Origin of the sequence: Brevundimonas sp. (assembly GCF_027487935.1) — a bacterium.
GTDB lineage: Bacteria > Pseudomonadota > Alphaproteobacteria > Caulobacterales > Caulobacteraceae > Brevundimonas.
The window spans coordinates 16,746-32,553 of the sequence record NZ_JAIYCP010000023.1; the positions used below are offsets into that span (position 1 = coordinate 16,746).

A 15,808-nucleotide genomic window follows, 5' to 3' on the forward strand; every position below is an offset into this window, starting at 1 on the left:
GTCGCCTTCATGGCGTGCGTGTTGCGACAAGCCGCTCAAACCCTCGCCCTTCCGAATCCTCCCGGCGTTGGGTCTCAACCCCCGAAGGGCGGCCCGGCCTTGGCACCATCGTAGCCATCCTGCGAGGCCGGGTCCGGGGCGGGTTATGTCACCCGTGCGCCATATTCTGTCAGGAAATTGCGGTCCCGCGATGGGGTCGCGACGCCCTGTCGGCCTTTGGAAACGGAACAGAGGGCATGACAAGGCGTGTCATCGGTGCGGACAATCTGCCCCGCGGTGGCTACAGGGTGTTTAGCGCGCGGATGATCGAGCGGCTTCCACGCGTTCAACCAGCCGGCGCACCAGCTCCGTCGCATCCCTGTGCAACAGGTCATGGATGTGGGGGCCGTTGAGCCCGCTTCCACCGGCGGTGTCGATCCTTACGGACGTGACGCCCATTCGTCGTTGCAGAGGCCCGCGCCGGAGGGTGACGGACTGGATATTGCCATAGGGAACGGTCCACTCCCGTCGCTTCAGCACACCCCGACTGACCTGCAAGCTGGTTTCGGCCAGCGCGTAGCGATGGTGGCGACGCCGCAGGAGCGCCACGACCAGCGGCAGGGGCAGGGTGAACAGGAGAAGACCGACGAGCGGAAACCAGATGGCCGCCACGACCAGGATCAACGCCGGGATTGCCACAAAGCCGGTGAGGGCAATCCGGGTATGCCAGGCGGAAACCGGTCTGAGTCCGGACCGGTCGAAGACGGGGAGCCCGGCCAAGGCGATGAGCGGCTGGACCTCGGAGGCCCTGGCGAATGGCGCAAGCTCCTGACGGCCAGAGACGTGATCGCTGCCTCCGAGGGTCTGGACCTTGAATGCGCACCAGCCGAGTGCGCCGCTCAGCAGCCCCCATTCGACAAGGCCCAGCTGGATCTGCCGGCGGGCGACCACCACCTCGCTCCGCGTGAGAAGCCCGCGACTGTATCGGAACCGGCCGTCGGCAAGGGAGAGCTTGAAGCCATAGTATTGGAGGATCGTCCGGATGACCCCCGCCATCAGTCCAAGCCCGATGGCTACACCCGTCGCGCCAAGGGCGAACGCCAGACTGAGCCGCGACTGCAGTTCCTGCCGGGCCCCGTCCCAAACCTGCGCCCACCGGTCCCAGTCCAGATCCAGCGCCTGATCGAGGTATTGGGCGGCACCGAGAATGGCGGCGATCCAGAGCAGCGAGAACCTGAACAGCCCGAAAAACAGCAGACGTCCGAACCTCAGCTGAAACAGGATGGGCTCGTCAGCGTCACTGCTCAGGGGCGTGACTGTAGCGGAGCCCGCGGCGGCCCGGCTCATGCCGCGAAGAAGCTCGCGAAGCCGATGGGCTTCGGCGAGGCTGACGCTATCGAGGCGACCTTCGTCCTTCTCGCCGCCGCCGGTCTCGATGCGGACCTCGGCCAGCCCGATCAGGCGCGCCAGCACACCCTGTTTGATCGAGACATCCTGGATGCGTTGGGCGGGGATCGACCGGCGCGACCGATGGATGATCCCTCGCGAGATCACCAGCTGATCCGGCAGCACCTGATAGGTGAACATGCGCCAGCTCAGCCAGCCCGCGATGAGGGCGACTCCCATCAGCAGGGCCGAAATCATGAGAGCAATGGCGAGCGTCAGCCCGCTCCCGCGTGACGCGGCCAATACTACGGGCACGGCGAGAATGGCGGAGGGCAGGCCCGGAAGCGCTCTTATCAGGACCGTGCGGGGGTCGAGGCGGCGGGGCGGCAGAACCTGCTCTGCGGGTTGTGGATGGGTTTCGCTCACCAGGGTGCGTCGCTGATGCGGCTGCGGATCACATCCCGGATTTCCTCGGCCCGCTCGCGCCTTATGCCCGGGAGGACAACGAGGTTCTGTTCGGTCCCGGCCGTATGGAGGCTGAGCGTCGCAACCCCGGCGCTGCGCTCGAGGGGGCCCTGGCTGACATCGATGTGCTGCACGCGAGAGACCGGTACGACGGTATGCCGCCGCGTGAGCCACCCGTTCGCGACGTGCAGCTCCCTGTCGGTAAAGGCATAGCCCCAGCGACGCCAGCGACCCGGGACGAGAAAGACCACTGTGATGACGCCCCATCCGAAGGTGAGGCCGGCGAGATACCCGAAGGGGATGCCAGCGCGCCCATGCAGGCTGGCGTCGGCAGCTGCGGCGATGGCCGACAGTGTCAGCCACAGGAATACCGAACGAATACGCAGAACGCCCAGGTAACCGCGCTCAAGCGGGTCCAGCGGTATCGGTTCGATGGCCATCCCGCCTGTTGTAAGCCGGACGCAGGCCCTGGCTCAAGGACTGACCCATGAACGGGAAGCCCGTGAGTTGGTCGAGAGGTGCCGGCACCCGAACGACGGATCGCCTTCGGTCGGCTCGTCAGGGGCCTTTGCAACTTCCCGGATGAAAAGGAGCCGGCGATTTTCGAGAATGTGCGGGGCGGGCGTCAATCGACCCGTCACGACATCCCGTCAGCCGGGGCCGGGCATCGCTTGCGTGCCGCCTTGCCCGAATCGCCGTTCAAATGGCAACGTTCTTTGACGCCCGGACAAACCTTGGGCGGCTACTGTCGACATATTGCGCCTTCGCCTTGAGAAATCCGGGAGAGCCCATGTCTGCCCCTGATGCTGTCCGGGATTGTCGGTCGGCTTCTGTGATGACAGGCCGGGTGGATTTGATGAGCGCGAGGGAGGCATGATCTCCGGCCTTCGCCGTCGGGTTCAGGAGATAGTGCAGGGGCTTCTGCGCGAGACCCGGGGCTCCATCGCATTGAATTTCGCCCTGGCCGTGCCGGCGGTCGCCATGCTGAGCGTCGGGGCGATCGATCTTCTTGCCGTTATGTCCGCCAAGACCCGGCTCCAGGACATTGCTGACGCGGCGGCCCTGGCCGCAGCCCCCACCCTTGGCCTGGCGGCGGATGAAGCCGCGGCCCGTGGACGGGCCGAGGCCTTTGTGGTGGCTCAACTGAGCCAATGGGCCGGGGCACCCACGGTCGAGGCGGAATATGAGGTGATTGAACAGGACGAGGAGCGCGCGATCCAGGTGAGGCTTGAGGGTCACCGCATCTCATTCTTCGCCAATATGCTGCCGCCGGGCGGCTGGCGGTTCGAGGCGTTGGCCACGGCGGTATCCGTTGGGAAGACTCCCCTCTGTGTCCTTGGGACCGGGACTTCCGGCCGAATGATCGACCTGGTGGGCAGCTCCCGCATCATGGCCCCGGACTGTGGCGTTCACTCCAACGCGGAGATCATTGTCCAGGGCACGGCGCAGATCGAGGGCCGCAAGATCCAGTCCGTGCTGGCGGCAACCGGCGGCGGCATGACGCCGACACCGGGCCAGGGAGCCGCCTCCATTGCCGACCCGTTCGCCTCAATGGGTTTCCCCAGCCTGAATGGATGCCCCTTCACAGGAAACGGACAAAGTAACCCGATAACTTATGAAGATAACGGCACACACTATCTCGACCCCGCCATTCACTGTCGGCCCATAATCATAAAAAACCTGACGACCGTCGTGCTGAGGCCCGGCAACCATTTCTTCCGGAAGAATCTTCAACTGCTGGGCCACGGAAGGCTGCAGGGAGAGGACGTCTTCCTCTTCTTTGATCACGGCTCGGATCCACTTTTTGGCGGTATGTACGCCCGGGTGAATCTGATCGGCCGCAAGAGTGGACCGTATGCGGGCATGGTCATGGCAACGGTCGCGGGCAACTCACCGAACATCATCCTCCCGGGAAGCAACGTCGAGCGACTGCTGGGGGTCGTCTATGTCCGTAACGGCTTTCTTCAGGTCACCGGCAACGGCGTTGCGGCCGAGGACAGCGCCTGGACGGTGATTGTCGCGAGGCAGGTCCTTTCGAACGGCGTTGCGAGGATCCGCATCAATGCCGACTATGACGGCAGCGACGTACCTGTCCCCATCGGGGTTGGCCCCAATGCCGGCGGAATGGGTGCGAGCGGGACCCGGCTGGTGAACTAGGGCAAGGGCCTGGGCGTGTTCAACGGACTCCCAGGGCGAGGGCATCGGGTCTGCGGGTGTCGGCGGCGCCGAGGAACCGGTCACCGTCGATCATGATCGACTGGGTGCTGCCCATGGTGGCCGAGCCGCTGACTTCATGGCCGCGGGCCTCCAGCAGGCGTTCGATGTCGCGGGAATAGCCGGCTTCGAACTCCAGCGGCCGTCCGGCGCTGCCCTGATTGATCCGGGGGCGCATGGCGGCCTCGGCGACGTTGAGGTCATGGTCGATGATGTTGACGACCAGCTGGACCATTGTGGGCACGATATAGCTGCCGCCCGGCGTGCCGGTCACCAGCCAGGGCCGGTCGTCGCGGCCGAACACGATCATGGGCGAGATGGTCGATCTGACCCGTTTGCCCGGCTCGGGATGGTTCGCCGTGACCGCATCGTCGGCACTGCCCCACGAGAAATTGTCGAGGGAGTTGTTGAGCAGAATGCCGGTGCCGGGCGGGGCCACATGGGCACCGTAGGAGTTGGAGAGGGTGAAGGTGTTGCTGACGACATTGCCCGCGGCATCGGCGACGGAAAAATGGGTCGTGTCGCGGCTCTCGTGCGGCCAGGGGTCCCCGACCGGGACGTCTCCCTCGCCGAGGACCCGGTCGAGCCGGATCAGACCGGCCCGTTCACGCGCGAAGCTCTTGCTGGCGAGGCCGGTCGAGGGCGTGCGCCACTGGGGGCCTCCGCCCAGCAGGCGGCGGTCCGCCGCGACAACCTTCAGGGTCTCGGCCAGCAGGTGCAGGCTGTCGACACTGCCCCAGCCCATGTCGCGCAGCGGCCAGAGTTCGAGGATGTTCAGGGCCTCGGCAACGCTGACGCCCGAGGCGGTCGGGGGCATGTGGGCGATCCGATAGCCGCGGTAGTCGGACCACAGCGGCTCGCTGACCTCGACGCGATAGTCGGCCATGTCGCGGGCGTCCATGATCCCGCCGCCGGCCTCGACCCCGGCGATGATCCTGCGGGCCAGTTCGCCGCGATAGAAGGCGTCGGCACCGCCCGCCTGGACCTGGCGCAGGCTCCAGGCCAGCTGGGGCTGTCGAAAGCGTTCGCCGGGGCCATAGGGAGTGCCGTCGGGCTTCAGATAGGCTTCACGGGCTCCGGGATCGAGGGCCAGGACGGCGGCCCGGCCTGCGGTGGCCCCGGCCTCGCCGTCGCTCAGGAGGACCCCCTCTTCGGCCAGGGTGATGGCGGGCGCGACCAGGTCGGACCAGGGCAGGCTGCCGAAGCGTTGGTGGGCCTCCCAGAGGCCTGCCACCGTGCCGGGCACTGAGGCGTTGCGGAACCCGGCGGGCGTGGTCCGGTCGAACCGGCCATTGTCATCCAGCAGGAGGTCCGGGGTCAGGGCCCGGGGGGCAACCCCATAGTAGTCGATGGCCAGATCGACGGCGGGCTGATCGGCCGTCGCCGCCATATGCACCAGCATATAGCCGCCGCCACCGAGGTTGCCGGCGCGGGGCAGGGTCACCGCCTGGGCGAGGGCGACCGCGATCGCCGCGTCGACGGCATTGCCGCCCCGGCGCAGGATTTCGACCCCGACTTCGGATGCCGGGGCGCTCTGGCTGACCACCATGCCCCCCCGCCCGACGACCGGGTGATGTATCTGGTCGTAGCTGACGATATCGCCGCCCGATCCTGCGCCCGGACGAACGGGGGCGGGGACTTCCTGGGCGAGCACTGTGGTGGCCGACAGAAGGACGGCACACAGCAGGGACAAGGGCTTCAGCGACATCGGAGAGCTTACCTGTTGACGGCTGGCTGGTTCGGGGGAGGTCCCATCAGGGCAGGCGGGGGGCGAGGGCTTCGGCGAAGAAGATCGCGGCCTGTTCCCGGACATCTGCCGTGGCGCGCGCATTGGCCGGCACAGACTGGCGGCGGGTGCCCGGATCGTCGAAACTGTGGGTAGCCCCGCGATAGGAGGTGAAGGTCACGGGATGGCCGCGCGCCCGGCTGGTACCGATCAGGTCGCGACAGCGGTCGTGAGAGACCTCTTCGTCCTCGGTGCCCATGAACACGCGGACCGGCGCATAGGGGCGGTAGCCGGTTCGGTCGAAGCGGTTGTGCAGGCCGCAGGCCGGATACATGGCGAGGCCCGCGCGGAACCCCAGGCGGCGCATGTCGCCGGGCTTGTCGTCAGCCATGGTTGCGAGGGTGGCGCTGCCGCCGTTGGACCAGCCCATCACCCCGATCCGGTCATCGTCGACAGCCGGCAGGGTGCGGAGATAGCGCAGGGCGCCATAGGCATCGAGCGGGCGCACGGTCACCTCGTTCACTTCATCCGGACGTTCGCTGTAGCTGCCGCGCTCGAAGCCCCCCGGATAGCCCCGGGGACCAAAGCCGTCGACGACCAGTGCATAGTAGCCGCGCTCCGACCAGTATTGCGCCCAGTAGCGATGCCGCATGGTCAGGGTGGTCGCGTCATAGACCCCGTTGGCGAGGGAGGAATAGGCGCCGGCCCGCCCATGCATCAGGACGACCGCCGGGGCTGCGCCCTGAACGCCTTCGGGTGAATAGAGGTAGGCGACCAGCTCGGTGCGTGCGTCGTCCAGGCTGCGAAAGACCACCCGCTCCGGGAGGGTGGCCCGGGCCGGGGTTTCCGGCGCGGCCGTATCCTGGGCCGCTGCAGCCGTGACGACCGTGGCCGGCAGGACCAGAAGGGCCGCGGCGAACAGGATCGAATGCATCGTCTTCATCGGAGACTCTCCAGGACAATCGCTACCCCGTCGCGGCGGAGATCGGCAGCCCCCGTCAGTCCGGTCGACCAGGACTATAGCCCGGACGCTGGAGCAGACCGGCGGCACCGGTCATCCCGGTGCCGCCATCAGGTCAGAAGCGCTTGCGGAGCGTGGCGTAGAACCAGCGCCCGCGGTTGGAGTGCAGGCTGCCCAGATAGCCGGCCGACTGGTCAGCGAGCGGCGGATCCTTGCCCTCGATATTGCGGACCCCGACCCGGATGCGGGTGTCGTTGAGGACGCCCGGTATGTCGAAGTCGTACTGGGCATAGACGTTGTGCGTCAGCCAGTCGTCGACCACCCACTCGGTACCGTCGGCAAGGGTGGCGCTGGTGTCGACCACTTCGCTGACATAGCTGCTGTAGAGGCCGGCTCCCCAGCTGCCGTTGCGCCAGGTGATCGTCGAGGTCGCCCGCCATTCCGGCAAGCCGTTCTGGAGCCGCAGGTCGTTGGCACCGACGATCCGGACACTGGGGTCGATGTCGCCCGCAGCCTGGGCATCCAGCAGAAGCGCTGACTCCTCGCTGGGGTCCTGGAAGAAGGTCAGCAGCTTGGCGGCGTTGAGGCGCCAGCTGAAGTCGCCCCAGGGCGTATCATCGAGGTCATAATAGGCCCCGAAATCAATGCCATCGACGTCGCGCGGCTGCAGGTTGCGGTAGTTGTCGAGGACCCGGACCAGGGTACCGACCGGAGCGATTCCGGTGCCGACGGCAGCGTCAATCTGGGCCTGGGTCGGGGCGGCACGGATGACGTTGGGGTTTGAGCTGCCCCGGGTGCGCAGCAGATAGTCCAGCGTCAGGGCATTTGCGTCGCCAAAGATCCCGATCAGGCTTTCCTGCTGGATGTTCCAGTAGTCCACCGTGAGGGTCAGTTTGCCCCATTCAGTGGGCAGGAAACGCGGTTCAACGACCATGCCGACGGTGAAGTTTTCGGACTCTTCCGGCTTGAGCTCCTGGCTGCCGGAGCGCTGGCTGAGCGAACTGACACTGGCGCTACAGGCATTGAAATTGGCGATCCGTCCGGCCAGCACCTCGATCTCGCACCGGATCCAGTCCGTGCGGGTGTTCGAACGCTCAACGCCCTCCTCATAGAGCTGGGGCAGGTTCGGGGCGCGGAAACCCTCGGACCAGGCCGTGCGCACCATCATCCAGGAGGCCGGGCGCCATGCGAGGGCGACCTTGGGCTTGGCCACGGATCCGAAAATCGAATAGTTCTCGGCACGCGCCGCCAGCTGCAGGTCCAGCGAATGGACCAGCGGGATGTTCATTTCCGACGACACCAGCGGGACGGCCAGTTCGACGAAGGCTCCCTGGACGCTGCGCGAGCCGCGCGTGTCCGGCGTCGGGCTGGCTCCCATCACGTCGCTGCCGGTGGTCTGACCCGCATTGTTGGTGAAGGTGATGGTACCGTCGAGGCGATCGTCACGGTCATCGGAGAAGGTCTCGCGACGAAGCTCCAAGCCTGCCGCGATCCCGGCCGGCCCTGCCGGCATGAAGAAGAGGTCGGGCCGTGAGAGCTTGAAATCCCACATGGTCATGGTGGTCTCGCTCACCCGCGAGACATCCACCATGAAGCTGTCGATGATGGACTGGGCATTGCCGACTTCAGGGCCACGCGTGGGATCGATGAGACTGCCGCCAATGAAGGGATTGTAGGCATCCGGCGTCGTGCGCGACACCGCATCCTCGAACAGGGTGCTGCTGATCGTGCGCATGGAGTCATCGGTCTTCGAGGTCGAATAGACCAGGGCCGATTCCCAGTCGAAGCCGTTCCACGCGCCGCGAAGGCCGGTCAGGAACCGCGTCGAGAGGCTCTCGACATTGATCTTCTGCGGGCCCGCGTCGAGCACGCGGTAGTCCTGCATGATCAGGGGCGCGCCCTCGGCGGGGAAGGGGGTCGAACCGGTGGTGCCGGTCAGGAGTCCGGGCAGACGGTTGGGACTGCCGACCGGGCCGAGCGGGTTCCAGTAGGCGTTCGCGGCCATGATGATCGGAGCGTTCGCGAGTGAGGTCTCCGCCTCGCGCTGGGTGTTGTAGTCCGCATAGTAGACGCCGGCCTCGCCGAAGAACTCCAGGCCGTTGTCGAACTCGTGATTGACGAAGGCGAACAGGTTGTAGCGGTCATTGGCCCCGACGAGCGCCCGCACATCATTGACGTTATAGCGGAGATTGGCGTCCTCGGTGGCGGTCGTGAGGACGGAGTTGTCGAAACAGGTACCGGCCACGGAGCCCGGTGCCACGCAGCCCGGGTTGGTACTGGGCTGAAGATGGAAGACGCTGCTGGTGGTCAGGGTCTGGCCATTGACCCGGGTGCCCTGGGTGGTCGTACCGTAGGTGCTGGTCAGACGAATGAACTCGCCCCAGGGCGTATCGATCGAGCTGTTGTCGAAGTCGGTGTCACCCTCGAAAGGCGTGCCGGCAACCAGCCGACGGATATCGCTGGTGCGGGCATAGTCCCGCTCGCGTGCCCACAGCTCGCTGCGCGTGCTGTAGTCGCCCATGATCGAGATATTGGTGCGACCGTCATTGAAGTCACGACCGGCCTGCAGGCTGAAGTCGTACTGACGCATGCTGGTGCCTTCGGCACCGCCGCCACCGGCCTCGACGGACAGGCCTTCGAAATTCGACCTGAGGACTGTGTTGATCACGCCCGCGACCGCATCGGTGCCGTACAGGGCCGCGGCCCCGTCGAGCAGGACCTCGACCCGGCTGACGCCCATGGTCGGAATGGCGTTGGTGTTGACCGTGGCCACGGGCACCAGGTTTTCCGTCTGGGTGCCCGGGTGCAGGATCATCCGGCGACCGTTCAGCAGCATCAGGGTGTTGCCGGTGCCCAGACCGCGCAGGTTGATGGAGGCCGTATCGCCGCGCGCATCGTTGATGCCGCCCACGTCCTGGGATTCGTTGAAGGCGACGTCTGCCGCCTGGGGAATGGCGCGGAAGAGCTCATCGCCGTTGGTCGCTGCCACGCCGTCCAGGTCCTCTGAATCAAGGACCGTGACAGGCAGGGCGTCATTGACCCGCGCCCCGCGGATCTGCGAGCCGACGATGATGATTTCATCGAGCTCGGCGGCATTGGCCTGGGCCGGCTGGGTCGTGATGACCCCGGCTGTGCTTCTGACGATGCGGACGCTGTCCGGGCTGACGAACTGGGCTTCCAGCCCGCTGCCGGCGAGGAGCTGGTTCAGCGCCGCCCGGACACTCATCTGTCCGTTTACGGCCGGACCCGTGAGGCCCTCGACGAGGTCGGACGGGGCCGCGAGGGAAACCCGGGCCTGGCTGGCCAGAACCCGGACGCCGGACGACAGCCTCTGGGCCGGGACGTCAAATGCGGCGGTCTGTTCCTGGGCCATCGCCACCGGCGGCAGGCCGGCCGTAAGGGCGGTGGCTCCGACGCCCGCCATCGCCAAGCGGCGCAACATCGCCGTACCCATCAGTCTGCGCATTCGTTCCCTCCCAAGGACATTTCCTGACTTAGACGTTCAGAACCGCCGAACCCCTACCTCCCCGGGGGTGAGACGGTTCAGCCTGTGAGAGCCGGCGCTGCCACGAGGGAGTCAAAACCGGATCCGGGTTCAATCCGGGCGTCGAGCAGTTCGGCGACTGTCTGCAAGGTGCGATCCCGGTCCTCGACGCGGAGCCGCACCGTGATGCGGCGGTTCGCGAGGGCGGTCCCGTCGATCCGGAGCGGTCGGTCATAGAAACGGTTCAGCTCTGCAATCAGGGCCCGCACCGGGACATCATCGTATTCGAGGACCCGCATCCGCCACTGGGCGACGCTCTCGACGGGCACCGGCAGGATCGCCGCGCGCGTCTGTGCCGGCTCCGGCGGCAGGACGCTCATTTCCCCGGCGCGCAAACGCATCAGCTCTCGGCCGTTTTCACGGTCGATGATGGCGACCACGCCCTCGCTGACGGACACCTCCATCGCGTCGCCGCGCCGCCGCACGTTGAAGGCTGTACCGATGGCCCGGACATCATAGGCCCCGGCGGAGACGACGAAGGGCCGGTCCGGGTCCTTGCGGACGTAGAAGGCCGCCTCGCCGTCATCCATTCTGACCCGGCGGCGGTCGTCGAACTCATACTGGAGGCGGCTGTCAACATTCACCGCCATGACGCTGCCGTCGGGGAGGGCGCGGGTCTGTTGTTCCCCGATGCCGGTCCGGACCTCGGTCTGGATCAGCCGGGGCATCAGGACGGCACCCGTTCCCACGGCCACCATGGCGGCCGCCGAGGCTGCGATCATGAAGGCGCGGCGGCTTGGCACAGGCCGTGCGGCGGGCTGAACGGTCCGGGTCTTGAGGACAGCCAGTTCCCCCCAGAGCTCATGCATGGCGTCGAGGGCCCGCTGGTTGGTGGCATCAGCGCGCCAGCGGTCAAAGGCCTTGCGTTCTTCCAGCGTCGTTGCGCCACGACGCATGATCGCAAACCAATGCCCGGCCTCTTCACGCGCGCGCTCGTCCCTGATCATCGCGTCCGTCCGTGCCTTGCTGACCCCCATATAGACGCGCGGACGGTCTCCACCCCCACCCCGAAACCCGGACTCATTCGCGATCGATCTCGCGCGAGAGCTGGACCATGGCCAGGCTGACGTGTTTCTCGACCGTCTTGGTACTGATGCCGAGGCGGCGGGCGATCTGCAGATGGGTCAGCTCATCGATCCGGTGCAGGAGGAAAACCTCGCGCCGGCGGTGGGGCATGCTGTCGATGATGGCGAAGGCCCGATGCAGGCGCTCGCTGGCGACCAGTTGCCGTTCCGGCCCGACCCGCTCACAGGCGATATCCGGGGCTTCGGCGGGATGGAAAACCCGTGTGGTTCGGGCCCGGCTGCGCAGGTGATCGACTGCAAGGTTCCGCAGGATGCGACGCAGCAGATGAAGCGGCTTTTGAACCGGGGTCCGGCGTTCCGTCTCGATGGCGCGAAGGGCGGCGTCCTGAAGCAGGTCTTCCGCATCATTTGGATCGACGCGTGACGTGATCGCCCTGAGCGGACTCCGCCGCTCACTGAAGGCGGTCGTGAGAGTCTCCTCCAGTTCGGAGATCGCCGGCTTTGTCACCATGGCGCATAGTCCGGTGACAGGACCCGGGGTGTCAAGCGAGCAGCCCGCGGCGTTCCGGGGCACTCCCTGGAGCCGGCGTCGGCCCGAACGTGTGAGGTCAGTACAACGGCCAGTGACCTCCGCCGGCCCAAGCAGGTCAGGGCGCGTGACGTCGGTTTGGCAAGGGTGTTCCACCCGGCCAGTGCGGCTCAGGTGCGTGCCTTGAAACTGTTCCGGTGCCGTGGCGGTGGGGGCAGGCAAACGCCAACTTGTCTCTGCCCTCGACGGGTGCATCCAACGTTAGAGCGCGTGAAACGAGTCAAATTAGCAAAACTGTTCAATTGTTCTTGACGGGCCGGCGGTCGGTATCGCTATTCTGAACGGAGGTCGCCGAAGACTGGTCGGGAGGGTTGCGATCGAAATCTCCGCATGGCGTCCGGAGCGTTCAGTCCGAATTACAGCGCAATGGGTTGTGCAGCGGACCCTTCTGTCTGCACTCGTCTGAATCCCTAGCGGCATTGTGAAGACTTGGCGCAGACGGAACCACCAAGGTGGGTCAGTCAGGGCGCTGGTTCGGACGAATTGCCGAGCTGGCGGGAATCTCTTTTGGCCTGATGGCACCCGGCGATATCGCGACATGGAATGTACAGCTGGTGAAGTCAGAAGTCCTCGAGGGAACCGCTCCACTTAGTTCTCTGCATCATGGGTGATGTTCGGGGGAGGGGAGGCCAGGGGCTCGATGCTCCGCAGGTCGCCCATCAACTCCACCCGCCAGCGGCCCCGAAAATGGAACAGAACGCATGACAACGATTATCATCGGCGCGGGACACGGCGGCGGGGCACTCGCGGCGAACCTGCGCCAGAACGGATACTCAGGCCCCATCACAATCATTGGTGAGGAGCCACATCCGCCCTATCAGCGGCCACCGCTATCCAAAGGATGGCTGAAGGGCGATGTGGATGCGGACGGGCTGCTTCTGCGGCCCCGTGGTTGGTACGCGGACTCGAACATCGCGCTGCGAACCTCGACGCGCGTGATCCGCGTCGATCGGGCCAGCAAAAGCGTGACGCTGTCGACTGACGAAGTCCTGACCTACGACACCCTCGTCCTGGCGACCGGCGCACGGGCCCGCCGCCTGAGCCTGCCGGGCAGCGACCTCAAGGGCTTCCTCGAACTGAGGACCATCGAGGACGCCGAGGCGATCAAGGCCTGGTTCAAGCCCGGCTTCCGACTGGCGATTATCGGTGGTGGCTATGTCGGGCTTGAGGTCGCGGCCTCCGCCCGCAAACTCGGCGTCGACGTCCATGTGATCGAGCGAGAGGATCGGCTGCTGGCCCGGGTGGCCGGACCGGTGCTCTCGGACTTCTTTCGCGAGGTTCATGAAGCGTACGGCGTGCGCTTTCACTTCGGCGCGGTGGTCGAGGGGTTCGATGGCCTCGACGGTCAGGTGTCGGGCGTCCGGATTGCGGGCGCAGCCGTCCTGCAGTGTGATGCGGTTCTGGTCGGGATCGGTGCCGTTCCGAACGATGATCTTGCCAGGGATGCGGGCCTGGCTTGCGAAAACGGCGTGATCGTTGACGGTCAGGCCCGGACCTCCGACCCTGACATCTTTGCGATGGGCGACATGACGCAGAGGCCCATGCCTCTCTATGGACGCTCCGTTCGGCTCGAGAGTGTGCCCAATGCCCTTGAGCAGGCGCGACAGGCCGCCGCCGCCATTTGCGGCACCGCGGAACCGAAGTCCGAGACGCCATGGTTCTGGTCCGATCAATACGATCTGAAGCTCCAGATTGCGGGCATGCCGTTCGATGTGGACCAGATCGTCGTGCGTGGTGATCCTGCTGCCCGAAAGTTCGCCGTGTTTCACCTGTCGCAGAACAGGGTGCAGGCCGTGGAATCGATCAATGCCGCCCCGGAGTTCATTGCTGGACGTCAGTGGCTGGCGTCGCGTCGCGAGATCGATGTGGTCCGTCTCGCCGATGTTTCGATCCCGATGAAGGAAGTCTGAGCGCTTCCAGATCTGTCGTCCCGGGCCAGCTGCCCTGATCGCTCGGGCGAGCGCTTGCCGGTGGATTCAGACCGGACCGTCGTCCTTTCCGGACGAGCTGAGGTAGGCGGAAAGCTGATTGCGGTGCCGCTCGAAGTGATCGGGTCGTGTTTCCACCCAGATCCCTTCGGCCGTCGCGCGATCCCGCTGTTCGCCCTGAAGCCTCAGCGTTCCGGCCATCGTGATACGACGGCCCTCCCGGGACAGGATCCGGACCCCCACGGTCAAGGGCTGGCCGGTCGGCACCGGCATGAGATAGTTCACCGAGAGATTGGCCGTGACGGTTTTCACGTTCCAATGGTTCAGGAAGCGTCCGAGGACGTCGTCGAACACTCCTGCGATCCAGCCGCCGTGCGCGACTTCAGGGCCTCCGTCGAAATCGGGAGGGCAGACAAGGCGGACGAGACCCTCTTGTGGCGACAGCGCGACGAGGTTGTCGGCACCAAACCGGCATGGTCGTTCTCCGACACGACAGCCTCTGCAAAGCGCGATCTTGTTTTCCATCGATTGCCTGATCCTCAGCCGCGCGAAGCGCGACGCTATGCGGAATATGATTGTGATAACAGAACGTGCGGCGGACGGATGGCCAAGCCGACGTTTCGCGCCAGCCCCGGTTTCTGATAGTGAATCGCCCGATTGCGGAAGCGGTTGGTCAAAGGTGGGATGCGCATGGCGCGATCAGCGACGGAACAGGGCGTTCCGGCAGATGTAGAGCTTCGGGACGTGTCCGATGCGGCGTCGAACGATGCATCGGAAAAGATGGTGATCGTCAAGCCGGCCGCGAATGCCATCCGGATCCTGAAGTTTCTCGTGGAGGCGGGTGGGCCGACGCGTTCGGTCACGATCTCGCGAAGCCTCGGCCTGAATGCCAGCACCTGCTTCAACATCCTTCGCACCCTGGTGCTCGAGGATGTCGTGGAGTTCGATCCGGTAATGAAGACCTATTCCGTCGGCGTCGGACTCACGACCCTGGTGGGAAACCTTTTGACCGAAGGCCAACGGGTCGCGGCCGCTACGCCGCAAATGCGCGACCTCGCTGATCGCTTCAATATCACCGTCACCCTGTGGAAGCGGCTCGGACCCGACAAGATCGTTCTGATCAGGAGCGTGCCCAGCCCCGCCAATGTCCGCATCGAAATGGCCGAGGGGCAGCGTCTTCCGGTCCTTATGGCCTCTACAGGCCGGGTGATGGCTCCCCACCTGGGTTGGACCCGCAAGGAGCTGAAGGCCGCCTTCGATGCCTTGCGATGGCAGACGCCTCTCACTTTCGAGGAATACTGGGATCAGGTCGAGGCCGCTGACAAGCGCGGTTGGGCGGCTGACAAGGGCTATTTCACCAAGGGTGTTCAGACCATCGCGGCGCCGGTGTTTGACCGGGGGGGCGACGTAGCGTTCACGATCGTGGGCGTGATGCTGCTGGGTCAGCATGATGATGGTGCGCTTGAGGATATCGGCTCCGCCCTTCGCGAAGCCGGCCGACGGCTGACATCCGCGCTGACCTGAGCGGTTATCGAGGGCCCAACCCGGCGTGGGCTTTCCAGTCTTCGGGCGGCGTTTCATCCTGGGCAAAATCCAGTTCGACCTCCACACCGTTGGGGTCGAACAGGAACATCTGCCAGACGCTGAACGGGCGTGGCGTGCGGATCACGCGATAGGTCAGGCCGGCCGCAGTGATCTTTTCGGCCGTTCCGACGAAGTCCTCCGCGAAGAATGCCATGTGATCGAGAGCGCCGCGCCTCGGCTCCGGCATAAGGCTGGTCTCGACGATGTGAAGCACCGGATGGTCGTCAACATAGAGCCAGGCACCACCCACGCCGAAGTCAGGTCGTGGACCCGCCTTGAGGCCCAGCATGGTGTAGAAATTCACGGTCTCCGTGAGGCGGTCTGTGACGACCGTGAAGTGGTCCATCCGGCGGATCATGTCTCTTCCTCGATCCTGGCTGCGCCGTGCGGCGCGCCGTGATTCCTGC

Annotated in this window: 12 protein-coding genes; 3 read left to right on the plus strand and 9 right to left on the minus strand. The window is 65.6% G+C overall.

The window, feature by feature from the left end; translation table 11 throughout:
• Nucleotides 1-291: 291 nt before the first annotated feature.
• Nucleotides 292-1,605 (minus strand): PH domain-containing protein, encoded by a 1,314-nt coding sequence (locus Q0053_RS08885; RefSeq protein ID WP_298098987.1) that lies wholly within the window; start codon nt 1,603-1,605, stop codon nt 292-294.
• A gap of 182 nt (nt 1,606-1,787) precedes the next feature.
• A complete protein-coding gene (locus Q0053_RS08890) occupies nt 1,788-2,270 on the minus strand; it encodes a PH domain-containing protein (RefSeq protein WP_298098989.1) in 483 nt (160 codons plus the stop codon).
• Between the two features lie 433 nt (nt 2,271-2,703).
• Here Q0053_RS08890 and Q0053_RS08895 point away from each other — a divergent pair, with 433 nt between their 5' ends.
• Nucleotides 2,704-3,987, plus strand: coding sequence for a pilus assembly protein TadG-related protein (locus Q0053_RS08895; RefSeq protein ID WP_298098992.1), 1,284 nt, complete (start codon nt 2,704-2,706; stop codon nt 3,985-3,987).
• Between the two features lie 19 nt (nt 3,988-4,006).
• On the opposite strand, the gene ggt is transcribed toward Q0053_RS08895, so the two are convergent.
• The 5 genes from ggt to Q0053_RS08920 form a co-directional block, all read right to left on the minus strand.
• A complete protein-coding gene (ggt, locus tag Q0053_RS08900) occupies nt 4,007-5,752 on the minus strand; it encodes a gamma-glutamyltransferase (protein ID WP_298098995.1) in 1,746 nt (581 codons plus the stop codon).
• A 46-nt stretch (nt 5,753-5,798) separates the two neighbouring features.
• Nucleotides 5,799-6,713: a dienelactone hydrolase family protein gene (locus tag Q0053_RS08905; protein WP_298098999.1), complete on the minus strand. Its 915-nt coding sequence runs from the start codon at nt 6,711-6,713 to the stop codon at nt 5,799-5,801.
• Nucleotides 6,714-6,846: 133 nt separating this feature from the next.
• Nucleotides 6,847-10,197: a TonB-dependent receptor gene (locus Q0053_RS08910; RefSeq protein WP_298099002.1), complete on the minus strand. Its 3,351-nt coding sequence runs from the start codon at nt 10,195-10,197 to the stop codon at nt 6,847-6,849.
• A 77-nt stretch (nt 10,198-10,274) separates the two neighbouring features.
• Nucleotides 10,275-11,222, minus strand: a complete 948-nt coding sequence (locus Q0053_RS08915; protein WP_298099004.1) for a FecR domain-containing protein — start codon at nt 11,220-11,222, stop codon at nt 10,275-10,277.
• Nucleotides 11,223-11,295: 73 nt separating this feature from the next.
• Nucleotides 11,296-11,811 carry an RNA polymerase sigma factor gene (locus Q0053_RS08920; RefSeq protein WP_298099008.1) on the minus strand — a complete coding sequence of 172 codons (516 nt, stop codon included), beginning with the start codon at nt 11,809-11,811 and terminating at the stop codon, nt 11,296-11,298.
• 779 nt (nt 11,812-12,590) lie between these two features.
• Here Q0053_RS08920 and Q0053_RS08925 point away from each other — a divergent pair.
• Nucleotides 12,591-13,799, plus strand: a complete 1,209-nt coding sequence (locus Q0053_RS08925; protein WP_298099011.1) for an FAD-dependent oxidoreductase — start codon at nt 12,591-12,593, stop codon at nt 13,797-13,799.
• A gap of 66 nt (nt 13,800-13,865) precedes the next feature.
• On the opposite strand, the gene Q0053_RS08930 is transcribed toward Q0053_RS08925, so the two are convergent.
• Nucleotides 13,866-14,342: a PaaI family thioesterase gene (locus Q0053_RS08930; protein ID WP_298099013.1), complete on the minus strand. Its 477-nt coding sequence runs from the start codon at nt 14,340-14,342 to the stop codon at nt 13,866-13,868.
• 165 nt (nt 14,343-14,507) lie between these two features.
• Here Q0053_RS08930 and Q0053_RS08935 point away from each other — a divergent pair, with 165 nt between their 5' ends.
• On the plus strand, nt 14,508-15,341 hold the full coding sequence (locus tag Q0053_RS08935; protein ID WP_298099015.1) for an IclR family transcriptional regulator: 834 nt from the start codon (nt 14,508-14,510) through the stop codon (nt 15,339-15,341).
• Between the two features lie 4 nt (nt 15,342-15,345).
• Here the strand turns inward: Q0053_RS08935 and Q0053_RS08940 are convergent, their stop codons facing one another.
• A complete protein-coding gene (locus Q0053_RS08940; RefSeq protein ID WP_298099018.1) occupies nt 15,346-15,759 on the minus strand; it encodes a VOC family protein in 414 nt (137 codons plus the stop codon).
• Nucleotides 15,760-15,808: the final 49 nt, after the last annotated feature.